The following is a 19,761-nucleotide window of genomic DNA, read 5'->3' as shown; positions in this document are numbered from 1 at the left end:
GAAGCCGCACCCCTGCCGACACCGGCGAGAAGGCATGCAGCGGCACCGACACCTCCGCCGTCAACTCGTGTGACCACAGCAGGTGGAACAGCACCGGCAGCACCCTGATCGGGTCCCCACCGCCGAGGTCCCCTCCATCAGCGGCTGTGGCTCGACGAACGCCACCAGCAGCTCGGCGGCCACGGATTCCAGCCGGTGCCGGGGGTGACGGTATCCGGCCAGCCAGCGCACATTGCGCACCACGATCGGGTCCGGCGCCCCCACCAGCCGGAAGTCCCACCCCACCTGCGCACAGGCCGCCCGCGTCGCCTCGAACTTCGCCACGTCCCGCGGCTTGCGCCGATCCGCCGGACGGCAGTCGACCACCACCGCCGTGCCGTCCTGACGGCGGGCGAAGTAGTCCGGCGCGTGCGAGACGCTTTTGCCCGCATCCGACCGCCAGAACAGCCAGAACGGCTGCGACGAGATCCCCACCACCGACGGGGCGAAGTCCAACAGCATCACATGATCGCGCTCCAGCCAGGACTCGTACCCGATGTGCCCACCCACCGTGGACGACCACCACAGGCCCGGCAGATGCCGCTGACCTTTGTACGACTTGAACGCGCGTACCGGCGCGACGTCCTCGAACCGCACCGCCCAGGCATCCACCAACGACTGACGGAACTCAGACCCGTCCCGGTCGGCGTACGCAACCTCGAACCCCTCCGCAGGCGGCCCTGCGACACCGCCCGACAGCACCCCCCAACGCACATGCCACGACTCGCTCAACCCGAGCCCGCGACGAAAGGTCACTCTGCAAAACGAAAGATCACACGAAGAGTGAAGCTGCAAAGCGAAGAGACCCGCGTCAAAGGACAACTTCGCCCAGGGCGAACACGGGGTGGGAGGGGTGGGGGAACAAAGGTGGGCTCCAGGTTCTTGAGTCAAGTCAGCGCAACTTTTCCACTGCCGCTACTTGAGGGGTATGACATGAGCGAGACCATCGGGACCCTGACCCTGCCGGTTCTTCCGCTGGACGACGTCGTCGTCCTCCCCGGCATGGTGGTCCCGCTCGAACTCGATGACGCGGAGACCCGTGCCGCCGTGGATGCCGCGCGAGCGGCCGCGGGGCGGTCGGGTGGGCCCGGCATCCGTAGTGAGAGCAAGGCACGGGTGCTGCTTGTTCCACGTGACGACGGGCAATACCCGGCGGTGGGCACGCTCGGTGTGATCGAGCAGGTGGGCAGGCTGCCCGGCGGGGAGTCCGTCGTGGTCGTGCGCGGCGAGGGCCGGGTGCGGATCGGCACCGGTACCACCGGGCCCGGCGCGGCGCTGTGGGTCGAGGCGACCCGGGTGCCGGACGTCGAGGCGGACGAGCACACCCTGGAGTTGGCCCGCGAGTACAAGGCGCTCGTCACCACCGTGCTGGGCAAGCGCGGCGCGTGGCAGGTCGTCGACCACGTGCAGGCCCTGGAGGACGCCGGCGACCTGGCCGACAACTCGGGTTACGCCCCCTACCTGACGCTCCAGCAGAAGATCGAGGTGCTGCAGACCGTCGACGTCGAGGAGCGGCTGACCAAGGTGGTCGGCTGGACCCGCGACCACCTCGCCGAGCTCGACGTTGCCGAGACGATCCGCAAGGACGTCCAGGAGGGCATGGACAAGCAGCAGCGCGAGTTCCTGCTCAAGCAGCAGCTCGCCGCGGTGCGCAAGGAGCTCAACGAGCTCAACGGCACGCCCGACAGCGAGGAGGAGGACTACCGGGTCCGGGTCGAGGCCGCGAACCTGCCCGAGAAGGTGCTGGAGGCGGCCCTCAAGGAGGTCGACAAGCTGGAGCACGCCTCCGACGCGTCGCCCGAGGGCGGCTGGATCCGGACCTGGCTGGACACCGTCCTGGAGATGCCCTGGAACGAGCGCACCGAGGACGCGTACGACATCGCCGAGGCCCGCGCGATCCTGGACGCGGACCACTCCGGTCTCGTGGACGTCAAGGAGCGCATCGTCGAATACCTGGCGGTCCGCAAGCGCCGCGAGGAGCGCGGGCTCGGCGTGGTCGGCGGTCGGCGTTCCGGGGCCGTGCTCGCGCTCGTCGGCCCGCCCGGCGTCGGCAAGACCTCGCTCGGCGAGTCGGTCGCTCGCGCGATGGGCCGCTCGTTCGTGCGGGTCGCCCTCGGCGGCGTGCGCGACGAGGCCGAGGTCCGCGGCCACCGTCGGACCTACGTCGGCGCGCTGCCCGGCCGGATCGTCCGCGCGATCAAGGAGGCGGGCAGCATGAACCCCGTCGTCCTGCTGGACGAGATCGACAAGGTCGGCTCCGACTACCGCGGCGACCCGACCGCGGCGCTCCTGGAGGTGCTGGACCCGGCCCAGAACCACACCTTCCGCGACCACTACCTCGAGGTCGAACTCGACCTGTCCGACGTGGTGTTCCTGGCCACGGCCAACGTCCTGGAGACGATCCCCGAGCCGCTGCTCGACCGGATGGAACTGGTCCGGCTCGACGGCTACACCGAGGACGAGAAGGTCGTCATCGCCCGGGACCACCTGATCAAGCGTCAGCTCGACAAGGCGGGCCTGGACGAGACCGAGGTGTCCTTCACCGAGGACGCGCTGCGGCTGCTCGCGGGGGAGTACACCCGCGAGGCGGGCGTGCGCACCCTGGAGCGCTCGCTCGCCCGCGTGCTGCGCAAGGTCGCGGCCCGGCAGGCGCTCGACGCCGAGTCGCACCCGCTGCCGATCACGGTGGACGGGGCCGACCTGCGCGACTACCTCGGCCGGCCCCGGCACACCCCGGAATCGCTGCTGAGCAAGGCCGAGCAGCGTACGGCGGTGCCGGGCGTGGCCACCGGGCTCGCGGTCACCGGCGCCGGCGGCGACGTGCTCTACATCGAGGCGTCGCTCGCGGACGCGGAGACGGGCGGCACGGGGCTGACCCTGACCGGCCAGCTCGGCGACGTGATGAAGGAGTCGGCCCAGATCGCGCTCTCCTACCTGCGCTCGCGCGGGGCGGAACTGGAGGTGCCGGTGGGCGACCTCAAGGAGCGCGGCGTGCACATCCACGTCCCGGCCGGCGCGGTCCCCAAGGACGGCCCGAGCGCCGGCGTCACCATGACGACCGCGCTGGTGTCGCTGCTCACCGGGCGGCCCGTCCGCTCGGACGTCGCGATGACCGGTGAGGTCTCGCTCACCGGCCGGGTGCTGCCGATCGGCGGCGTCAAGCAGAAGCTGCTCGCGGCCGAACGGGCCGGTGTCACCACGGTGTTGATCCCCAAGCGCAACGAGGCCGACCTGGACGACGTCCCCGAGGAGGTGCTCGGCCGGCTCACCGTGCACGCGGTCGCCGACGTGCGCGAGGTCCTGGAGTTGGCCCTGGAACCGGCCAACGCCAAGCACACAGTGGCCGCCTGACGCCCCGTCAAGCACCGAGAGGGTCGCCCCGGCGGGCGACCCTCTCGGCGTTCCCGGCCGCGGCCGTGCCCACTTGAGTACACGTACTCATGTGCCCGACATCCCGCCGGGACAACACTGTCGGCATGACAACGCCGCTGCGCACCAACAACACTCAAGGGTTCTTCGTTCAGGCCGCGCTGTCCTTCGGTGTGTCCCTGAGCGCGGTTCTGATCGGGATCGTCTACCTGCCCGTGGACCGGTGGATCCGGGCCTTTCTGGGGCTCGGGGTGCTGTACGTCGTGACGTCCAGCATCACGCTCGCCAAGGTCGTGCGGGACCGGCAGGAGAGCGAGGCCGTGGTCAGTCGCGTCGACCAGGCGCGGCTGGAGAAGCTGCTGACCGATCACGACCTCTTCAAGAACGACCTGGTCTGAGTGCCGCCGAGGGCTACTGCCCCAGCTCCTCGATCGTCTTCAGGATCCGCTTGTCGGACACCGGCTGCGGAGTGCCCAGGGACTGCGCGAAGTAGCTCACGCGCAGCTCCTCGATCTGCCAACGCACCGCGGCGACCTCCGCCGGGATCGGCGCGCCCTTCATCTGACGGTCCATCAAATCCTGGTAGGACACCTGGATCTGATGGACCTTCAGCATGCGTTCGCGGTCCCGGACCGGGTCCGCCTCCAGGCGTTGCAGGCGACGTTCCATCGCCTGCAGGTAGCGATGAACGTCCGGTAGTCGCCGCCAGCCCGCGTCGGCCACGAAGCCCTTGTGGACCAGCGCCGTGTACTGCGCCTTCAGGTCGGCCAGCGCCGGCGCCAACGCCGGGCTGCGGGTGGTCTTGAGCCGGCCCGCGACGGAGTGCGAGGCGCCCAGGATCCGCTCGACCTTGACCACCGTGTCCTCGGTCAGCCGCGGCAGCCCCGCCTTGACCCGGTCGCGCAGCCGGACGAAGCCCGCCTCGTCCCACACCGGGCCGCCCGCGTCCAGGATCAGCATGTCCGTCGCGCACGCGAGGATGTCCTCGAAGAGCGCGTCGATGCCGCCGTGCGGGTTGTGACTGAGGGTCAGCTTGGCCATGTTCGGCAGTCGGCCCTGGATCTGCTTGACCGGCGACTGCACGTTCAGCAGGACCAGGCGCCGCGTCCCGCGCCACATCGCGCGCGTCTGCTCCGGCTCGCTGTCGAACAGCCGCACCGCCACCGATGTGCCCTCGTCGACCAGCGCCGGGAACGCCTTGACCACCAGCGGCCCGCGCCGCTGCTCGACCACGCGCGGCAGTTCGCCGATGGTCCACGCGGTGACGCCCGCGCGCTCGATGTCCAGCGTGCTCGCCGCCTCGGACACCGCGGCCCGCATCCGGTCGCGCAGCTTGAGCTTGAGCGCTTCGAGGTCCTTGCCCTCGGCGAGCGTGCGCTTGGCGTCGTCGAGCACCCGGAAGGTCATCCTCAGGTGCTCGGGCACCTTCGCGAGGTCCCACGTCTCGCGCTTGACCGGCATCCCGGCCATCCGGCTCAACTCGCGCTCCAGCACGTCCACCAGGGAGCCGCGCCGCGGCGTCAGCCGGGCCAGGATCGCCCGCGCGTAGTCCGGTGCCGGCACGAACCCGCGGCGGATGTTCTTGGGCAGCGACCGGATGTACGAGGTCACCAACTCCTCGCGCAGGCCCGGGATCTGCCAGTCGAAGCCCTCGCCGGTGAGCTGGTTGAGCACCGCGACCGGGATGTGCGCGGTCACGCCGTCGGCGTTCGAGCCGGGCTCGAACTGGTAGGTCAGCGCGAGTTCGAGGCCCTCGACGACCCACGTGTTCGGGTAGTCCTCCTCGGTGATCCCGCCGGCCTTGGCGTTGATCAGCATGGACTTCTCGAAGTTCAGCAGGTCGGGTTCGTCCCGCTTGGCCTTCTTCCACCACGCGTCGAAGTGCCGCCCCGAGACCACGTCGGCGGGGATCCGCTCGTCGTAGAAGTCGAACAGGGTCTCGTCGTCGACCATGATGTCGCGCCGGCGGGCCCGGTGTTCGAGCTCCTCGACGTCTTCGAGCAGCCGGCGGTTGGCCGTGAAGAACTTGTGGTGGGTGCGCCAGTCGCCCTCGACCAGCGCGTGCCGGATGAACAGTTCCCGCGAGAGCTCGGCGTCCACCGAGCCGTAGCCGACCTTGCGCGCGGCCACGATCGGTACGCCGTACAGCGTGACCTTCTCGTAGGCCATCACCGCGGCCATCTTCTGTTCCCAGTGCGGCTCGCTGTAGGTGCGCTTGATCAGGTGCCCGGCCAGCGGTTCGATCCACTCGGGCTCGATCCGGCCCGCGATCCGGGCCCACAGACGGGAGGTCTCGACGAGTTCGGCCGCCATCACCCAGCGCGGCGGCTTCTTGAACAGCGCCGAGCCGGGGAAGACCGAGAAGCGGGTGCCGCGCGCGCCGCCGTACTCGCGCTTGGCCGGATCCATCAGCCCGATGTGCGACAGCAGACCGGACAGGATCGCGGTGTGGATGTGCTGCGTGTTCGGTTCCTGCGGCTCGCCGGTCGCCACGATCCCGAGCGACTTGGCGGCCTGGCGCAACTGGCTGTGCAGGTCCTGCCACTCACGTATGCGCAGGTAGTGCAGGAACTCGCTCTTGCACATCTTGCGGAACCGGCTGGAGGACAGCTCGTCCTGCTGTTCCCTGAGATGGTTCCAGAGGTTGAGGTACGCGAGGAAGTCGGACTCCTTGTCCGCGAACCGCGCGTGCATCTGGTCGGCGTGCTGCTGGTGCTCGGCGGGCCGCTCGCGCGGGTCCTGGATCGACAGCGCGGAGGCGATGATCAGCACCTCGCGCACGACGCCGTTGCGATCGGCCTCCAGGATCATCCGGGCCAGCCGCGGGTCCACGGGCAGTTGGGACAGCTTGCGCCCGACCGGGGTCAGCCGCTTGCGCACGTCCTCCTCGTCCGGGTCGATCGCGCCCAGTTCCTGTAGGAGCTGTACGCCGTCCTTGATGTTGCGCCGGTCCGGCGGCTCCAGGAACGGGAACGCCGCGATGTCGCCCAGGCCGAGCGCGGTCATCTGCAGGATGACCGAGGCCAGGTTGGTGCGCAGGATCTCGGGGTCGGTGAACTCGGGCCGCGACTCGAAGTCGCTCTCGGAGTACAGCCGGATGCAGATGCCGTCGGAGGTACGCCCGCTGCGGCCCTTGCGCTGATTGGCGGATGCCTGCGAGACCGCCTCGATCGGCAGCCGCTGCACCTTGGTACGCAGGCTGTACCGGGAGATCCGGGCGGTGCCGGGGTCGATCACGTATTTGATGCCGGGGACCGTCAGCGAGGTCTCCGCGACGTTCGTCGCCAGCACGATCCGGCGGCCGGAGTGCTGCTGGAAGACTCGATGTTGTTCGGCGGCCGACAGGCGCGCGTACAGCGGGAGCACCTCGGTGTTGCGCAACTGCCGTTTGTTCAGCGCCTCGGCGGTGTCGCGGATCTCCCGCTCACCGCTGAGGAAGACCAGGATGTCGCCGGACGCCTCGCCCATGAGCTCGTCGACCGCGTCGCTGATCGCCTGGACCTGATCGCGGTCGTCGGGGCGGCGCTTGCCGTCGCCCTCGTCGTCGTCCGCGTCGTCGTCGGTGTCCGGTACCAGGGGTCGATAGCGCACCTCGACCGGATACGTGCGGCCGGACACCTCGATGATCGGCGCGTCGTCGAAGTGCTGCGAGAAGCGCTCCGGGTCGATCGTCGCGGAGGTGATGACCACCTTGAGATCGGGGCGACGCGGCAGCAGTTGTTTGAGGTAGCCGAGCAGGAAGTCGATGTTGAGGCTGCGTTCGTGCGCCTCGTCGATGATCAGCGTGTCGTACTGGCGCAGCAACCGGTCGTTCTGGACCTCGGCGAGCAGGATGCCGTCGGTCATCAGCTTGACCAGCGTGCCGTCGCTCGACTGGTCGTTGAAGCGGACCTTGTAGCCGATCACGTCGCCGAGTTGTCCGCCCAGCTCCTCGGCGATCCGGTCGCCGACGGTGCGCGCGGCGATCCGGCGCGGTTGGGTGTGTCCGATCAGGCCCTGGACCCCGCGGCCGAGTTCGAGACAGATCTTCGGGATCTGGGTGGTCTTGCCGGAGCCGGTCTCGCCCGCGACGATCACGACCTGGTGGTCGCGGATCGCCTCCAGGATGTCGTCCTTCTTCTGGCTGACCGGCAGCGACTGCGGATAGCTGATCGCGGGCACGGCGGCGCGCCGGTTCGCGACCCGCGTCTCGGCGGCGTCGAACGCGGCGATCAGGCTCTCGGTCTCGGCGACCTGTTGCGGGCCCTTGCGGCTCTTGCGGGTCCGGTCGAGGCGACGGCGCAGACGGTCCTGATCCCGGAGCATCAGGTGGGGCAGGCGCGCCTGGAGGTCGGCGAGCTGAGATGTGGCTACTGGCGTTCCCATTACGGGGCCAAGGATAAGTGGCACCCCCCGGGAGTGGGCCAGTGGATTACTCCCGACGGCGGCGGGGCCCGGATCCCGGGCCGGCGGCGGTCGGATCCGAGACCGGCGCAGCGCCCTCGGACGGCCCGGCGGATGGGGCGGCTCGGAGCGGCGGTCCGGGGGCGCGCGCTGCCCCCGGACCGCCGCCCGATCAGGCCAGGAACGCGTTCGTGCAGGTGCCGAGGCCGCCGTCGGCCGGGTAGTAGCACCCGTGCGAGCGAGTCGTGCCCGGGTCGGTCACCATCGGGGTGTGGCCGTTGCCCCACTCGTCGGTGTAGGCCGTGTAGTAGTTGAAGACGTTGTTGGCGACGTCGATCATGCTGAACGGCTGCCCGCCCCAGACCTCGGTCCACGCGGCCTGGCAGGACGGGCTGTACATCAGGTTGACGGTGGTCAGGCCGTCGTCGGAGGTCCGGGTGGCGCCCACGTACTGGTCGGACGTACAACCGGTGGCGTACGGGTCCAGGCCGTTGCAGCCGGCCTGGTTGCACGAGCCCGCGACCGTGGCCGGTGTGGCGGAGGCGCCGGTGGGCAGCGCGACCGCGAGGCCCGCGACGGCGAAGGCGATGGCGGCCATGCCGGTGACGGCACGGCTGAGCGGACCCCGGCTGAGCGAACGCTGTGACATGACTGTCCCCTTTATTTGACTGATCCGAATGATTCGTCGAATCGACGAATCTCCCCGTTCGAGTGGAAACGGGGCATGTAATCGAAAGTAGCCGGACAATCACTGTGTGCAATAGGCATCCAACCAAAAGGAGGGTTTTCCCTTTTCTTCCTTTCTGCTGTGTCAATTGTTGAACGTAGAACTACTTGATATCGTGGTGGCATGGACACCACATCGCCGCAGCGCGCGGCGCAGCGCATGCCCGTCGTCTACCTCGGCCACGGCGCGCCGCCGCTCGCGGACGACGCCCTGTGGACCGCGCAGCTCGCCGACTGGTCGGCCGAGCTGCCTCGCCCCACGGCGATCCTGATGGTGTCCGCGCACTGGGAGGACGCCCCGATCGCGCTCGGCGCGACCCGCACGATCCCGCTCGTGTACGACTTCGGCGGCTTCCCCGAGCACTACTACCGGGTCACCTATCCCGCTCCCGGGGCGCCCGAGTTGGCCGCGCGCGTGCGCGCCCTGCTCGGCCCGAACGTCCAGGACGTGCCGGGGCGCGGCCTCGACCACGGCGCGTACGTGCCGCTGGTGGAGATGTATCCCGAGGCCGACGTGCCCGTCCTGCAGATGTCCCTGCCCACGCTCGACCCGGTCGAGCTGTACAAGGTCGGCCGCCGGCTGGCGGCGCTGCGCGACGAGGGCGTGCTGATCGTGGGCAGCGGCTTCTTCACGCACAACCTGCGCGGCCTGGACATGCGCGCGGACGCGCCGGCGCCCGGGTGGTCGAGCGAGTTCGACCACTGGGGCGACGAGGCGTTCCGGCACGGCGACGTCGACGCGCTGCTCGACTTCACCCGCAAGGCCCCCGCCGCGCGCCTGGCGCACCCGCGCACCGAACACCTCGCGCCGCTGTTCGTCTCGCTCGGGGCCGGGCACGAGGACCTCGACAACCTGCGTCAGGTCATCGACGGGTTCTGGTTCGGGCTCTCGAAGCGGTCCGTCCAACTGGGCTGACGCGGGCGGCTCCGGCGCGCCGGAGCGGGCGGTTCGACACCGGAGCGAGGAGTTCCGGTTTCGCCCTAAAGAGGCCATTGTCGTAAATAACCGAAACCGCGCCACGGCGCGCCACGGGAGCCGTACCGTAGCCGCATGGCTGCCAGAACCCTGCCGCAGAGTTGCGTGGGAATCGGCTGCATGCTCGTGCGCGAGCACCTGTGTAGCGAACAGCACTTCTGGGACGCGAGGTTCTTCCCGTCCGGGGGAGTGCGCGAGGACAGCGGGCTGCTCGTCGCGCTCCTCGTGGCGTCGGCGCTGCATCGGGTCGCGCGGAGCATGGGCATGTCGGACGCCGATCCGGACGCCGTGATGCGCGTCCCCGTCGTCCCGGCGCACGCGCTCCTGCGCACCGACGAGGACGCGATGGAAGCGGCCCGGACCTTCACGAATCCGGCCGAACTCGACGAGTTCCACACCCGCCTGACCCGGCTGCGCCCGGGGCGCGACGCGCTGTGGCCGTCGGTCCGTTGGACGGCCGAGGACCTGCTCCTGGTCTACGCCCACGCCGCGGCGACGCACCGGGTGGTGCCCGCCCTGGACCCGGCCCGGGCGCTGGCCGACATCGACCCGGGGCTGACCGTCGCCGGGCTCTGGGAGGAGTGACGGGGTACGCCCTCGCCCTCGCCCCCGCCTCCGCGCCCGCCCCCGTCCCCGCGCTCGGTGCCGTGTCGCCGTCAGGGGTGACGGTCGGTCAGGAGGTGATGTCCAGGACGGACTTCGTCAACTCGTGGTCGAGTCTGCGATGCACGATGGAGCCCTCGCCCGCGGGGAGGTGCACCGGAACGAGCACCGTGCCACCCTGCGCCGCGACGAAGTGCCCGCCGCTCCCGAGGTAACCGCCGTGCCAGGAGTAGTCGTTCGGCCCGGTCGTGGCCGGCACCGCCTCGCCCACCACGGCGATCTGCCGGGGCAGGTCCAGCGGCTGCGCGTCCGGCGCGAGGACCCGGGTGCCGCGAAAGCCGCTCTTGGTCAGCCGATCGTGCAGCCGGGTCCGCGCCGTCGTGGCGGCGCCCTCGCCCGGTGTGCCCACGTCGATCGTGACCGGCAGGTACATCGCGAGGTCGCTGCCGACCAGCACGCCGGCCAACGGCCAGAGCCGGTCCACGAGTTCGTGCCGACCCGGGCGCCGCCGACCCTCGCTCACCCGGACCCGCAGGACCTGCGTGGGGTGGACGGCCGGCAACCGCGCGAGCGCGTCCGCGAACAAACCCCGGATGGCGGGCTCGGCCTCCGCGATCGTTTGGCTCGTGACCTCCCGGCTCGCCCGCCCGGCGGCTGCCGCCCGCGCCGTCGCGCCTTGCGTCCCGCGGATCGCGTCGTCGAGCCCCATTGCCTGCCCCACCTCGTCACGGGCACCGCGTGGGCACGGCACTCCACGGTCACCGTAGCGCCGCCGCCGGAACGACCGGCGGGGCCCGGTCCACGTGCTCGACCACGGCCCGCACCACGAGCGCGGACGGGGTCGGCCGGACCCCGCGAACAGGCCCACGCCCTCTTCGTGTTCACGGGCGTGGTCGCCCGGAGCGCCGCGCCCGGCCACTCACGCCCCGGGCCGGCCCGAGGCCCGGATCGTGATGTTCAGCCGCCCGGCCGTAAGCCCCGTACGCGGGTCGCCCGTTCCCGGTCGGATTCTCGGCACTCCGTGGTACGCGAGTCGCGACGGGCCGCCGAACACCACCAGATCGCCGCCGAGCAGTTCGACGTCGGTCCACGGGCGGGTCCGCGTCTCGGTGTTGCCGAAGCGGAACACGCACGTGTCGCCGATGCTCAGCGACACCACCGGGGCCGGCGACGCCTCGTCCGCGTCGCGATGCAGGCCCATCCTCGCGTCCGCGTCGTAGAAGTTGACCAGGCCGATGTCGTACGGGTCGGTGGTCGCGGCCGCCCCGAACACATCGGCCACCGCGCGCCGGGCCAACGCGCCCAGCACCGCCGGGAACGGCTTGACCGGCTCGCCGTCCGGCAGGCGGTCGGTGTACCGGTACGGCTCCCAGTGCAGCCCCAGGCTCACGCTGCGCACGCTCATCACGCCGCCCGAGGGCATCACCACGTGCCGCATCCCGGCGGGCGGCCGGGCCCATTCACGCGCGAGCACGACGAGTTCGCGCTGCCGGTCGAGCGGGAGCCAGTCCGGCACGTGCCACGCCCCCGGCGCGAGTTCGACCCGCTCGCGCGGCAGCGCGAACAGCCCGTCCGTCACGACCCCACCTCTCCCGTCACGCCGTCACCTCGCCACTTCAGCCACTACCGGTACTCCCGCCACGTTCTAGGCCGTCACCCAGTTCGGCAGCCGCTTCTCCCGGAACGCCGCCATGCCCTCCGTCGCGTCCGCCGAAGCGAACAATTCCGCGGAGCGCTGCGCCAGGGCCTGGCCGTCCCGGTCGAAACCGGCCCGTACCGTGCTGGTGGTGAGCTTCTTCGACTCGACCAGCCCCTGGCGCGGGCACAGCCGGAACGAGGCGACCAGGGCCGCGACGGCGTCGTCCGCACCGGTCGCGCCGTCCACCGCGCGGGTCAGCAGGCCGATCCGCTCCGCCTCCACGCCGTCGAAGACGTCGCCGGTGAGGAAGTACCGCGACACCGAACGCGGGTCGAGGCGCGGCACCGTGGTCAGCGAGATCACCGCCGGGCTGAGCCCGAGCCGGGCCTCGGTGAACGCGAACGTGGCCTGCGCCGGCGCGATCGCGAGGTCGGCCGCGCCGACCAGCCCGATCCCGCCCGCCCGCGCGTTGCCGCGCAGGTGCGCGACCACCGGCACCGGCACCTCGACCACCAGGCGCAGCAGCGCGAGCAGTTGCTCGGCGCCGTGCGCCATCCCGCCCTCGGCCGCCTCGCGCAGGTCCATCCCCGAGCAGAAGGTCGGGCCGGTGTGCGTGAGCACCACCGCGCGCACCCGCTCGTCCACTCCGGCCTCGGCCAGATAGTGGCGCAGGCGCGCGACCAGGCGCGCGGACAGCGCGTTCCGATTGGCCGGCGAATCGAGGGTAATGGTGGCGATTCCATCGTCCAGGCTCATGCGTACCGGCTCGGCGTCCACGGTTCTCCTCCGGGTTCGGGGTGATCGGCGATCGATGGTCGTGCGGGGTCTCGGCTTCGGTCGTCGGTGCGGCGAGCCGGGGATCACCCGGACCCGCGCGCGCCTCGATCCTCACATGAGGGGGTCACGTGCGATCGAACCGCGTCGCTTTCATGTTCCTTTCATGTCGGGCGCGCACATTGGGACGACACGCTTTGTGCCGAATCCACACGGAGGGTGTCCGCGTGCGACCGTGGGACCACCCGCAGTAGTCGGTCCCCCGCACCCGAACCAAGGAGTCGCCGCCATGACGCCCGCCGCCGACACCGGAACGCCGCCGCACATCCTCGTGGTCGACGACGAGCCCGCCGTACGCGAGGCACTCGAGTCCAGCCTGCGCTTCGAGGGATACAAGGTGACCCTTGCCGGCGAGGGCGTGGCCGCGCTCTCCGCGATCGCCGGCGACGAGCCCGACCTCGTCCTGCTCGACGTCCTGATGCCGCGGATGGACGGCCTGACCGCGTGTCGGCGACTACGCGCCCGCGGCGACACGCTGCCCGTCCTGATGCTCACCGCGCGCGACGCGGTGGGCGACCGGGTCACCGGGCTCGACGCCGGCGCCGACGACTACCTCGTCAAGCCGTTCGAACTCGACGAACTGCTCGCCCGGGTCCGCGCGCTGCTCCGTCGCAGCGCGATGACCGGCACGAACGCGTCCGACGACGCGCTCGCGTTCGCCGACCTGCGGATGGACACCGCCGCGCGCGAGGTCACCCGGGGCGGCCGGGCGATCGACCTGACCCGGACCGAGTACACCCTGCTCGAACTGCTGATGACCCACCCGCGCCAGGTTCTGACGCGCGAACAGATCCTGCGCAACGTATGGGGCTTCGACTTCGAACCCGCCTCCAACTCGCTCGACGTCTACGTCATGTACCTGCGCCGCAAGACCGAGGCGGGCGGGTTGCCGCGGCTCGTGCACACCGTGCGCGGCGTCGGCTACGTGCTGCGCGCGGCGGAAACGCCTGCCTGATGCACCGTCACCTGCCGCTCCGGGCCCGCCTGGCACTGCTCACCGCGCTCGCCGTCGCGCTCGCCGTCGCGGGCGTGGCCGCCGCCTGCTGGGTGCTGACGCGCAATCAGTTGCGCGAACAGTTGGACCGGAGCCTGGCGACCACCGCGGGGCCGCTGCCCGGCCAGCGCGGGTCGTTCATCACCGAGATCTGCAACCGGCCCGCACCGCCCGAGTTCCAGCGCGGCCTGTTGACGTATCAGGTGATCAAGGCCGACGGGTCGTCGTGCACCCAGCCGGGGAGCAAGGCCGATCCGGTCAGCCCGGTACCGGTCGCCAAGGTCGACACGGAGGTCGCGGCCGGGCAGTTCGACCGGGTCTTCCACGACGCGACGACCGAGGACGGCAAGCGCGTCCGGGTGTACACCCGGCACGCCGGGCCGGACACCGCCGTGTCGATCTCGCGACCACTGACCGAGATCGAGGACTCGCTCGACAGCCTCGCCGTCCGGCTCACGATCGTGTGCGCGATCGGCATCCTGGGCGCCGCGACCGTGGGTCTCCTGGTCGCGCGCGCCGCGCTCAAACCGGTGGACCGGCTCACCGACGCGGCCGAGCACGTGGCCCGCACCGAGGACCTCGACACCATGATCGCGGTGGCGGGCAAGGACGAGATCGCCCGGCTGGGCCGCTCGTTCAATGCGATGACGGCGTCGCTCAAGGCGTCCCGGCTGCGCCAGCAGCGGCTGATCGCGGACGCGGGCCACGAACTGCGTACGCCGCTCACGTCCCTGCGCACCAACACCGACCTGCTCCTGCGCAGCGAACAGACCGGCCGGGCGCTCCCGGCCGAGGACAAGGAACGGCTGCTGCGCAACGTCAAGGCACAACTGGTCGAACTCTCCGACCTGGTGGGCGACCTGCTGCTGCTCGCGCGCCCCGAACAGGCTCCGAGCGCGCCGCCGACCACGTCGGCCGCACTGCATACGGCGGTGGAACGCGCGGTGGAGCGGGCCGCGTTGCGGGCGCCGGACGCGCGGATCGAGGTGGATGTGACGCCGTGGTATGTGCGCGGGGAGGCGGCTGCGCTGGAGCGGGCGGTGGTCAACCTTTTGGACAACGCGCTCAAGTTCGGCGGTGCGGAGGGGCTGGTCGAAGTGCGGCTCAGGGATGGTGAACTGACGGTCCGTGATCACGGGCCGGGGGTTGCGCCGGACGATGTGCCCTATGTCTTCGAGCGGTTCTGGCGGGCGGCGGCGGCGCGTGGGTTGCCGGGGTCGGGGCTGGGGTTGGCGATCGTGGCTCGGACGGTGGCCGATGCGGGGGGTGCGGTGGCGCTTGAGGTTGCTTCTGGTGGGGGGACGGTGGCTCGCGTGCGGTTGCCGGGGGTGGCGGGTTGATCGACGCCTTGGTTGGCCTCAAGCGCCGGCCGGGCTGGAAGGTGGCCTCAGGCGCCGGCCGGGCTGGGTTGGCCTCAAGCGCCGGCCGGGCTGATAGGTGGCCTCAAGCGCCGGCCGGGCTGAAAAGGTGACCTTGAGCGTTGGTCGGGCTCGTTGGCCTCAAACGCCGGCCGGGCTGGAAGGTGGCCTCAAGCGCCGGCCGGGCTGAAAAGGTGACCTTGAGCGTTGGTCGGGCTCGTTGGCCTCAAACGCCGGCCGGGCTGAAAGGTGGTCTCAAGCGCCGGACGGGGTGTTGATGTTGTCCGGGGCTTGAGGTGGTTAGTTGTTTGGGAAGGCTGCCAGGTGGGTCAGGAGGGCTTTGGTTAGGGGTTCGGCGGCGGTTTCCGGGATCCAGTGGTCGGTGTTTGGGAGGATCTCGAAGTGGTATGGGCCGGACAGCTGGGCGCCGGTGGCCTCGGCTGCCGGGCGGCCGAAGGCGGTGTCGCGGTCGCTCCAGACGTACAGCGTGGGGGTGGTGATCTCGCCGATGTCGCGTAGTGCCTTCGGGTCGACGGCGCGGTACCAGTTCAACGCGCCGGTGAGCGCACCCGGTTCGCGCAGCGCGGCGATGTAGCGCTCGGTGACGTCGGCCGGCAGCGACGCGAACGCCGCCCGCAGGTAGGCCGCGTCGTTGGCCATGATCTTCTCCTCCGCCGCGCCCCGGGTGCGGAAGAGGTGGATGTACGACGACTGTTCGCGCTGACCCGACGCGGCGTCGCGAACCGCCGACGTCAACGCGACCGGGTGGGGCGTGGACACCACGGTCAGCGTGCGCAGCCGCTCGCCGTGCAGGCCGGCGACCTGCCACGCGAGCGCGCCGCCCCAGTCGTGGCCGACCAGGTCCACCCGCTCGATGCCGAGGGCGTCGAGCACGGCGATCACGTCGCCGACCAACTCGTCGCGACCGTAGGCCGATTCCTGCGGCGGACGCGCGCCGGGGGAGTAGCCGCGCTGGTCGAACGCGATCGCCCGATAGCCCGCCCGGGCCAGGCCGAGGAGTTGCGCGGTCCACGACGCGGACGTCTGCGGGAAGCCGTGCAGGAACAGGACCGGTCGCCCGCCCGACGGTCCGGCCACCCGTGCGTTGAAGACCCATTCGCCGGCCGGGATCTCGGCGCCCTCCACGAACGGTTGCGCGGAGTCCGCGCCGCCGACTGCCCTACCCGCCGAGGTGCTCATACGTGACCTCCGGATCGCTGTACCGCGCTGTGCACGTCATCCGATCGGCAGCATAAGTGTTTTGGATTGTGAGATTCACGTCCCACGTCGCTCCACTGCCGCCCCGCCGATTCTCATTCCACCTTAAGAAACGCCTCAGACGACTCCCAGGGCGCGTGGACACCGTCACAGCATGAGCCTGACGACACCGATTCGCACGCGGATCGTGGACGTGGTGGTCCCCGTGTACAACGAGGCCCACGTCCTGGCCGCGAGTGTGCGACGCCTGCACGCCTATCTGCTCGGCGGATTCCCGTACGCCTTCCGCATCGTCATCGCGGACAACGCCAGCACCGACCCCACCTGGCAGGTGGCCCGCGAACTCGCGCGCGAACTGCCGCACGTCCGTGCGATCCACCTCGACCGCAAGGGCCGCGGCCGGGCGCTGCGGAAGGTGTGGGCCGAGTCCGACGCCGACGTGGTCGCGTACATGGACGTCGACCTGTCCACCGATCTCGACGCGTTCCTGCCGCTGGTCGCCCCGTTGGTGAGCGGACACAGCGACCTCGCGATCGGCACCCGGCTGGCCCGCTCGGCCGAGGTCGAGCGCGGACCTCGGCGCGAGGTGGTCTCGCGTTCCTACAACCTGTTGCTGCGCGGGGTGTTCGCGGCCCGCTTCTCCGACGCGCAGTGCGGCTTCAAGGCCGTGCGCACGGTGGTCGCGCAGGCGCTGTTGCCGCATGTGCACGACGAGGAGTGGTTCTTCGACACCGAACTCCTGTTGCTCGCCGAACGCAACGGACTGCGGATCCACGAGGTCCCGGTCGACTGGGTCGACGATCCGGACAGCCGGGTCGACGTGCTGCGCACCGCGCTCGACGATCTGCGCGGCATGGCGCGGGTCGCCCGACGGATCGCGGCGGGCACGTTCCGGGTCCCGGTCCCGCCGCGGGTGCGCACCGCGCGGCTGCCGGTCGGGATGCGGGCGCAGTTGCCGCGGTTCGCGGCGATCGGCGTGCTGAGCACGCTGGCGCACCTGCTGCTGTACGTCCTGCTGCGGGACGGCATGGGCGCGCTCGCGGCCAACGCGCTCGCGCTGACCGTCACCACGATCGCCAACACGGCGGCCAATCGCCGGTTCACCTTCGGTGTGCGCGGGCGAAGCGGGCTGTGGCGGCATCAGGCCCAGGGCGGGCTCGCGTTCGTGGTCGGGCTCGGCCTGAGCAGCGCGACCCTGGCCGGCCTGCACGCGGCCGTCGCGGCCCCGTCGCGGCCGGTCGAACTCGGTGCCCTCGTCGGCGCGGGGGTGCTGGCCACGATCGTGCGCTTCCTGCTCCTGCGGGTCTGGGTCTTTCGGGCGGCGGGCGTCGCGGCGGGTGAGTGCGCATGACGGCCGTGGTGGTGCCGATGCCGTTGCCAATTCCCGAGGCGGGGGGCGCGGCCGACCGGCCCTGGTACCTCCGGGCGGTGCGCGGCCGGGCGACCGACGCGCCCTGGGTGCGGCCCGCGTTGCTGGCCCTGCTGGTCGCAACGGGCGTGCTGTACATCTGGGGCCTGGGGGCCTCGGGCTGGGCCAACTCGTTCTACTCTGCCGCCGTCCAGGCCGGCACCCAGAGTTGGCAGGCGCTGTTCTTCGGGTCCTCGGACGCGGGCAACTCGATCACCGTCGACAAGACCCCGGCGTCGTTGTGGGTGATGGGGCTCTCGGCCCGGATCTTCGGCGTGAACGCGTGGAGCATCCTGGTCCCGCAGGCGCTGGAGGGCGTGGCCACGGTCGGCGTGCTCTACCTCGCGGTGCGGCGCCGATTCCCGGCGTGGGCGGGTCTGTTGGCGGGGGCGATGCTCGCCCTGACGCCGGTCGCGGCGCTGATGTTCCGGTTCAACAACCCGGACGCGCTGTTGGTGCTGCTGCTCACGGTCGCCGCGTACGCGGTGCTGCGGGCGCAGGAGAGCGCGAGTACGCGGTGGCTGGTCCTGGCGGGTGCGTGCGTGGGGTTCGGGTTCCTGGCCAAGATGCTCCAGGCGTTCCTGGTCGTGCCGGCGTTCGCACTGGTCTACCTCGTGCTGGCACCCGTCGGCTTCTGGCGGAGGGTTCGCCAACTCCTCTGGTCCGGGCTCGCGTTGATCGTGGCCGGCGGCTGGTGGATCGCGATCGTCGAGCTGTGGCCGGAGTCCTCGCGGCCCTACATCGGCGGATCGCAGCACAACTCGATCCTCGAACTGACGTTGGGCTACAACGGTCTCGGCCGGCTCAACGGCGAGGAGACCGGCAGCGTGGGCGGCGGCGGTGGGCCGCGCGGCGGCGGCGCCTGGGGCGAGACCGGCTGGGACCGGTTGTTCAACGCCGAGATGGGCGGGCAGATCTCGTGGCTGCTGCCGGCCGCGCTGATCCTGCTTGTGGTCGGACTGTGGCTGACCCGGCGCGCTCCGCGCACGGATCCGGCGCGGGCGGCGATTGTGCTGTGGGGCGGCTGGTTGCTGACCACGGCGCTGGTCTTCAGCTACATGGCCGGCATCTTCCACGCCTACTACAACGTCGCGCTCGCGCCGGCCGTCGCGGCCGTCGTCGCGATGGGCGCAGCGCTGCTGTGGGAGCGGCGCCGCGTGGTCCGTGCCGCGGCGGTCGCGGCGATCACGGTCGGGGCGAGCGCGTGGTGGTCGTACCGACTCCTCGATCGCACCCCGGATTGGCATCCGTGGTTGCGCCAAGTCGTGCTCGTGGCCGGAATCGTCGCGGCGCTCGGGCTGTTCGGGTCCGCCCTGGTGACCCGGCGCGGACTGGCACCGGTCGCGGCCGGGGTCTCGGTCGTGGCGATCCTCGCGGGACCCGCGGCGTACACGTGGGACACGGTCTCGACGCCCAAGGGCGGTTCGATCCCGAGCGCGGGTCCGGCGGGCGCGGGCGGCTTCGGGCGCGGCGGACCCGGGCGCTTCGGCGGCGGCCCGCCACAGCGGTTCCAGGCCCCGCCGGGTCAGGACGGCCAAGCGGGGCAACCAGGACAACCGGGGCAACCGGGCCAGGGCGCACAGGCGTTCCCCGGTGCCCCGGGGCAGAACGGCCGGGCGCCGGACGGCACCGGACAGCCCGGCGGCCAACGGCCGAACGCGGGCAACGGCACCCCGCCCCAGGGCCAGGGTGGCATGACACCTCGTCAGGGCGGCGGCGGTATGGGCGGTCTGCTCAACGGCAGTACCCCCGGCAAGGAGGTCGTCGCCATGCTCGAGCGCGACAGCGACGACTACACGTGGGTGGCCGCGTCGGTCGGCTCCAACAGCGCGTCGGGCTATCAACTCGCCACCGGCAAGCCGGTCATGCCGATCGGTGGCTTCAACGGCAGCGACCCCTCGCCGACCCTGGCCGAGTTCCAAAAGTTGGTCACGGCCGGCCGGATCCACTACTTCATCGGCGGCGGCGGCATGGGCGGCGGCGGAATGCGCAGTATGGGCGGAAGCAACGCGTCGCAGGCCATCGCGACCTGGGTCGCGGGGACATTCGCCGCGACCACCGTCGACGGTGTCACCCTGTACGACCTGACGGCCGTACCGGGGAACGGAACCGACGAATCGTCACCAACCGCCTGACGTGGTGTCAAGCGGCGTGTGGGACGGGGCAAACGGGCGACTGCGATGATCCGTAGGATCCTCACCCGTGACGACGATC

General features: G+C 71.1%; 15 protein-coding genes. 8 read left to right on the top strand and 7 right to left on the bottom strand.

What is annotated here, in order from left to right; genetic code table 11:
* Positions 1-60: 60 nt before the first annotated feature.
* Positions 61-651 (bottom strand): TnsA-like heteromeric transposase endonuclease subunit, encoded by a 591-nt coding sequence (locus tag OG928_RS07135; RefSeq protein WP_406290829.1) that lies wholly within the window; start codon positions 649-651, stop codon positions 61-63.
* Positions 652-972: 321 nt separating this feature from the next.
* Between OG928_RS07135 and lon the strand changes: the two genes are divergently transcribed.
* Positions 973-3,390: an endopeptidase La gene (lon, locus tag OG928_RS07130; protein WP_406280678.1), complete on the top strand. Its 2,418-nt coding sequence runs from the start codon at positions 973-975 to the stop codon at positions 3,388-3,390.
* 125 nt (positions 3,391-3,515) lie between these two features.
* Positions 3,516-3,806, top strand: a complete 291-nt coding sequence (locus OG928_RS07125) for a YiaA/YiaB family inner membrane protein (protein ID WP_406280676.1) — start codon at positions 3,516-3,518, stop codon at positions 3,804-3,806.
* A gap of 13 nt (positions 3,807-3,819) precedes the next feature.
* Here OG928_RS07125 and hrpA read toward each other — a convergent pair whose 3' ends face one another.
* Both hrpA and OG928_RS07115 read right to left on the bottom strand, forming a co-directional pair.
* The gene (gene hrpA / locus OG928_RS07120) at positions 3,820-7,773 is read right to left on the bottom strand and encodes an ATP-dependent RNA helicase HrpA (protein ID WP_406280675.1); all 3,954 of its coding nucleotides are present in this window, start codon (positions 7,771-7,773) and stop codon (positions 3,820-3,822) included.
* 190 nt (positions 7,774-7,963) lie between these two features.
* Complete coding sequence (locus OG928_RS07115) at positions 7,964-8,440, bottom strand: DUF2690 domain-containing protein (RefSeq protein WP_406280673.1); 477 nt, start codon at positions 8,438-8,440, stop codon at positions 7,964-7,966.
* A gap of 201 nt (positions 8,441-8,641) precedes the next feature.
* Here OG928_RS07115 and OG928_RS07110 point away from each other — a divergent pair, with 201 nt between their 5' ends.
* Positions 8,642-9,433: a dioxygenase gene (locus tag OG928_RS07110; RefSeq protein WP_406280671.1), complete on the top strand. Its 792-nt coding sequence runs from the start codon at positions 8,642-8,644 to the stop codon at positions 9,431-9,433.
* 135 nt (positions 9,434-9,568) lie between these two features.
* Positions 9,569-10,078 (top strand): hypothetical protein, encoded by a 510-nt coding sequence (locus OG928_RS07105; RefSeq protein ID WP_406280669.1) that lies wholly within the window; start codon positions 9,569-9,571, stop codon positions 10,076-10,078.
* An 88-nt stretch (positions 10,079-10,166) separates the two neighbouring features.
* On the opposite strand, the gene OG928_RS07100 is transcribed toward OG928_RS07105, so the two are convergent.
* The 3 genes from OG928_RS07100 to OG928_RS07090 all read right to left on the bottom strand — a co-directional run bounded on the left by OG928_RS07100 (position 10,167) and on the right by OG928_RS07090 (position 12,491).
* Positions 10,167-10,805, bottom strand: a complete 639-nt coding sequence (locus OG928_RS07100) for a hypothetical protein (protein ID WP_406280667.1) — start codon at positions 10,803-10,805, stop codon at positions 10,167-10,169.
* A gap of 210 nt (positions 10,806-11,015) precedes the next feature.
* The gene (locus tag OG928_RS07095; RefSeq protein WP_406280665.1) at positions 11,016-11,675 is read right to left on the bottom strand and encodes an alpha-ketoglutarate-dependent dioxygenase AlkB family protein; all 660 of its coding nucleotides are present in this window, start codon (positions 11,673-11,675) and stop codon (positions 11,016-11,018) included.
* Between the two features lie 66 nt (positions 11,676-11,741).
* On the bottom strand, positions 11,742-12,491 hold the full coding sequence (locus tag OG928_RS07090) for an enoyl-CoA hydratase family protein (RefSeq protein WP_406290827.1): 750 nt from the start codon (positions 12,489-12,491) through the stop codon (positions 11,742-11,744).
* A 307-nt stretch (positions 12,492-12,798) separates the two neighbouring features.
* On the opposite strand from OG928_RS07090, the gene OG928_RS07085 reads away from it, so the two are divergent.
* Together OG928_RS07085 and OG928_RS07080 are read left to right on the top strand one after the other, a co-directional pair.
* Positions 12,799-13,524, top strand: a complete 726-nt coding sequence (locus OG928_RS07085; RefSeq protein ID WP_406280663.1) for a response regulator transcription factor — start codon at positions 12,799-12,801, stop codon at positions 13,522-13,524.
* Positions 13,524-14,903, top strand: coding sequence for a sensor histidine kinase (locus tag OG928_RS07080; protein WP_406280661.1), 1,380 nt, complete (start codon positions 13,524-13,526; stop codon positions 14,901-14,903). The genes OG928_RS07085 and OG928_RS07080 overlap by 1 nt, the downstream gene beginning before the upstream one ends.
* A 318-nt stretch (positions 14,904-15,221) precedes the next feature.
* Here the strand turns inward: OG928_RS07080 and OG928_RS07075 are convergent, their stop codons facing one another.
* The gene (locus tag OG928_RS07075) at positions 15,222-16,121 is read right to left on the bottom strand and encodes an alpha/beta fold hydrolase (protein ID WP_406280659.1); all 900 of its coding nucleotides are present in this window, start codon (positions 16,119-16,121) and stop codon (positions 15,222-15,224) included.
* 172 nt (positions 16,122-16,293) lie between these two features.
* On the opposite strand from OG928_RS07075, the gene OG928_RS07070 reads away from it, so the two are divergent.
* Both OG928_RS07070 and OG928_RS07065 read left to right on the top strand, forming a co-directional pair.
* Positions 16,294-17,490, top strand: coding sequence for a glycosyltransferase (locus OG928_RS07070; RefSeq protein WP_406280657.1), 1,197 nt, complete (start codon positions 16,294-16,296; stop codon positions 17,488-17,490).
* Positions 17,487-19,682 (top strand): ArnT family glycosyltransferase, encoded by a 2,196-nt coding sequence (locus tag OG928_RS07065; RefSeq protein ID WP_406280655.1) that lies wholly within the window; start codon positions 17,487-17,489, stop codon positions 19,680-19,682. Before OG928_RS07070 ends, OG928_RS07065 begins: the two co-directional genes overlap by 4 nt.
* Positions 19,683-19,761: the final 79 nt, after the last annotated feature.

This window comes from Embleya sp. NBC_00896 (assembly GCF_045207785.1).
GTDB lineage: Bacteria > Actinomycetota > Actinomycetes > Streptomycetales > Streptomycetaceae > Embleya.
The sequence above is the reverse complement of the archived record's forward strand: the minus strand, read 5'-3'. Positions and strand labels throughout refer to the sequence as shown.